At 36.0% G+C, this 4,096-nt stretch carries 4 protein-coding genes; 2 read left to right on the forward strand and 2 right to left on the reverse strand.

The genetic code is table 11. The annotated features are described in order from the left end of the window. Positions 1 to 153 precede the first annotated feature (153 nt). Positions 154 to 297 carry a hypothetical protein gene (locus AC3DU7_RS27180; RefSeq protein WP_488042384.1) on the reverse strand — a complete coding sequence of 48 codons (144 nt, stop codon included), beginning with the start codon at positions 295 to 297 and terminating at the stop codon, positions 154 to 156. Between the two features lie 1,388 nt (positions 298 to 1,685). Between AC3DU7_RS27180 and AC3DU7_RS27185 the strand changes: the two genes are divergently transcribed. Together AC3DU7_RS27185 and AC3DU7_RS27190 are read left to right on the forward strand one after the other, a co-directional pair. Then, positions 1,686 to 1,871 (forward strand): macro domain-containing protein, encoded by a 186-nt coding sequence (locus AC3DU7_RS27185; RefSeq protein WP_488042385.1) that lies wholly within the window; start codon positions 1,686 to 1,688, stop codon positions 1,869 to 1,871. 554 nt (positions 1,872 to 2,425) lie between these two features. After that, a complete protein-coding gene (locus AC3DU7_RS27190; RefSeq protein ID WP_488042386.1) occupies positions 2,426 to 3,352 on the forward strand; it encodes a HEAT repeat domain-containing protein in 927 nt (308 codons plus the stop codon). Positions 3,353 to 3,601: 249 nt separating this feature from the next. On the opposite strand, the gene AC3DU7_RS27195 is transcribed toward AC3DU7_RS27190, so the two are convergent. Further along, positions 3,602 to 4,096 (reverse strand): HEAT repeat domain-containing protein (locus AC3DU7_RS27195; protein WP_488042387.1); only part of this gene is annotated, 495 nt, incomplete at its 5' end.

Here is a 4,096-nt window from a genome sequence, read left to right on the forward strand (position 1 = left end):
TGCTATATCAGCAGCAGTAATTACAGTTGAAATAAATGACTTCATTATTTTTTTTATCGTAAGTAAATGAAGCAAAGGTTAGGATAGAATAAATGAATAGTAAATAGAAAAAAACGAATTCAACTATAGTTATATTTTTTCTCATTACCTAATCTATACTTCAATTACTTCTAAGAGGGTATCTGTAAATAAAATATTAAATCCTGGTGTGGGGTGAGTTACAAAGATTACATGGTTAAAGTTAATAGTTAGCTTTGCGATTCGTCGTAACCCACTAAACAGTAAATTTTTGAGCATCTCTTAAGATTTATTTTATAGATGCTTTATAAAGATTTTGTAGAGAAATTATATCAAAATATTTCAATTTTTTATAGATTAAATAAAATAATATTTTCTCTTGAATTTCATATATGTATATAGCAATCCTAAATCATTTTGAAGATAAATGAGCTATCATGGGAAAGTATAGTAGAAATATAGCAATCCTACATTTGTTGTGGCAAATCAAAAAGTAAATAAAAAAACTGGGCGTTGGTAAATGATGGTATGATTTTTCGTAGCCAAATATTTAAAACAGCTTTTTACCTTACTATCAATCTTTATTTAATCCAAATTTCATTCCTTATTTTACCAATGCCAAAAACTGAAACTCTTACCTGTTCCCTCTCTTGGTCAGCATTCCCTCTCTTGGTCGGCGTTCCCTTGCCTCTGTCGCCGACGCGGGGTCGCACCGCTGTTCCCTAAAAACAGTAAGATTTTTATAGAACCCATTTGGTATCTTGATAAATATCAATTTTTTTTAGCCTTGAGTCAGGAGACAGCTATACTGGAGACAGGAGATTAAGAGGGAAAAAGGAAGAGGTAAGATGTGGGGATAGATAATACAAAAAATTCAACACTCCTTTTTCAGGTTTTTCCTCACTCATTGATGTACGAAAAGACTTGACCACCATAATTATATAAATCTCAAATGGGTCCTATACACAAATAAAATAGGATTGCTATAGCATATTTTATTCTCATGTTAATCAAAATATCTTCAATAATCCAAACTGGTCTTCTTCCTGAACGTGGGGAATCAAATAATCTCTCTCTTCCTTGAGTTAACCAACGGTAAAATGTTTGACGAACTGTCTGAGCTGCACAGTTTAAATGTAAGCATTCAGCCGTCAGCTATCAGCTATCAGCTATCAGCTATGAATTATTAACTGATTATCACACGCTCAGGAGGAATTAGTTTCCAAGGAGAATTAAAACTTATGAATAAATTGGTCTCCTTTAGCTCACCTTAGAAAGTCCTGTACGTTTAAAAGCTGAATGCGAACGCATTCCGCAGGAAAAGCTAAATGTTAATAGCTGAATGCTTACGTTTAAATAAACAGCTATTGCTGATACTTTCCTTCCTTGATTTGATCGTTCAAGACTAAAACCTCCGCTCTTTGTCTAGTTCTTTTAGAGACTTTTGGGTTACTTTTTAACTCTAATAAGCATTTCTTTTCTTCAGAAATTAGACAAATTTTTAGAGGGAAAGAAATTGTAGACAATTTCAAGTTTTTAGGTAATTTTATATTTTACCTTTACTTATGCACACCTACTTATATTACTGTAGAGATGCAACTCAAAGGCAAGAAAAATATTATCTTTTAGGCACTACTGCTATTTGAACTTTAAATAGCAAAAATTATATGTTGTTTGCACTGACTGAAACTGAATTGAAAAAACATATTCCTGATGAAAATTGCAATCTATCAAAAATGTGGGAGGCATTAGAAGTATTTTGGAAGGAGGTAACAGTTTATGCACCAGACAGTGCTGTAAATATTCCATTGATTGGAGGTTGCATATCAGGCATTCAATTAAATTTAACGTAAGTATTCAGCTATTAGCATTTCCTACCGAATGCTGCGCAAACAGTTATCAGCTTTTTCAAGAATCAAGCAAATACTAAGGTTAGCAGACAGAAATATTTCATTTCCTGCGGAATGCTGCGCAAACAGAACTTTTAATTTTCCTTGACTACTAATTCCTTCTTCCAAGACAATTAGTTAATAACTCATAGCTGATAGCTGATGGCTGAATGCTTACAATTTAACTCAACTCTTAGATCTTAATTTACTAGCGATTTTAAATGCCATCAATAAAAATTGACAAATAATCACAACCGGAGAAATTAGAGTAATTCTATCCCACAAATACTTGTAAGATATTAATTTAAACAAATTTAAAAATATATGGAATTAGTTTATTTCCTTTAATCTGAACATTGTCTAAATAACTTAATATATTACTGTATTATTTTGAATTAAGTATAGAACATTTGCGGAGGCTTTAACTCTTTATTAAAAGGAGTTAAAATATTCTCTATGAAAGTCAAGAGTATAGTGTATTTTTATTATTAGTTGTCATAATTATTTATAGTTTTTCCATGTCTCCAGAACAAACAGATACTTTTTTAGCAAAACCTAGACAAGAAGTAGTCCAAAATACTTTGTCTCCAGAAGAAACAGATGCTTTTCTGGCCTCTGCTAGAAAAGAAGTTGTCCAACAAACCTTTAACCCCAATGATACTCAACGCCTAAAACTCATGGTAGAGTGTCTGGGAGATTCACGGGGGATGGTACGCTTAGGCTTTGCTGAGACCCTCGGACAAATTGGCAAACCAGCGACCCCTTTCTTGCTCGAGGCTCTCGGAAATCATCCCGATCCTGTAGTACGCCGAGCTAGCGCCAAAACCCTCACCCTGATTGCTGACCCAGAAACAGTTTCTCCCTTAGTCCATGCTCTTCTCAATGATGAAGATACAGTGGTACAAGGATCGTCAGTTGGTGCTCTAGCTAGAATAGGAAAAGCTGCTGTACCTCCATTACTGGACATTTTAGGGTCAACAGAGTATCCAGAAAGTACCAAAGGTCATGCAGCTTGGGCTTTGGCATTTATTGGACCTGAAGCAAAAGAATATCTATATCGAGAGATTCATTCTGAAAAAGTCGCAGTTAGAGCTGCTGTGGTGGGGGCGATCGCCAAAATTGCTCAAGATTCAGAGGAAGAAGAGGCTCTTAATATTTTACTGACTGCTCTAGGGGATTCGTCTGAAATAGTACGCACTGAAGCAGCAGCTGTCCTTGGAAATTTGGCTTACAAACCAGCAGTTCCCTATTTGATAGAGTTACTGAATCATCCTACTAGCGGTGAAACTCGCAAGGCAGCAGCTCTATGTTTGATGAAAATTCGTTCCCATAGTGCTTTAGTTCCCTTGCAAACAGCATGGGAACAGGAATCAGAAGCAGATATTAAGCAGATTATTAAATTGGCAATTACTCAACTAGAGAGCATTGACTTAATCGAAGAATAACGATATATTAAGATATACTCAAGAAGTGCGGTCGGCTTGACGTTAATGCCTGTGGACAGAGTGCTGCTGACAGTTCCGTAAGAAGCAGGAAGTAAACAGCCTCCTAGGTCGGAAGCTATGCTATCAATTTGTCACTATTTATGACGTTTTCTATCAGTTTTATCAAGCAGACAATCATCAGAAAACGATTGGGAATAGCTAAATATTAAGTAATCTTAACTTGGCTGAAGCACAGTAGCTTTAGCCTTTTTAACTTCGGTTAGATTTGAAGCTCAACATATCCAGACGAGATAAAGCACTGATAGCTGTCTCCCGTACATAGGTGTCAGCAGAGGCATCATTAGCTAATTTGGTTAAGACTGCTTTAGAGCGTTCGTCATTAATAGAGCTAACAGCATTAATAATCGCCACTGCCAAGCCCAAGTTATCAGTTCCATCTAGAACTTCCAATAAACTATCTAAAGCAGGCACACCAATTACTCCTAAAGCCATTGCTGAGGCAATATGAACAACCGGATTGGTATCGCTGAGTCCTTTTTTTAACCCTTCAATTCCCTCAGATGGGAAGGGAACATTCTTATAGTTAATAGCTACCTGAGCTAGAGCTTTAGCACAACTGCTCCTAATTGTTGAATTATCACTTTTGACCAAGGAATCGACTAAAGATGGCACAGTATCTGTCCCGATCGCTCCGAGTACCTTAACTGCTGCCCGTCGATAGACGGTATCTTCTTCTGCCAAAAC

Source organism: Okeania sp. (genome assembly GCF_983059655.1).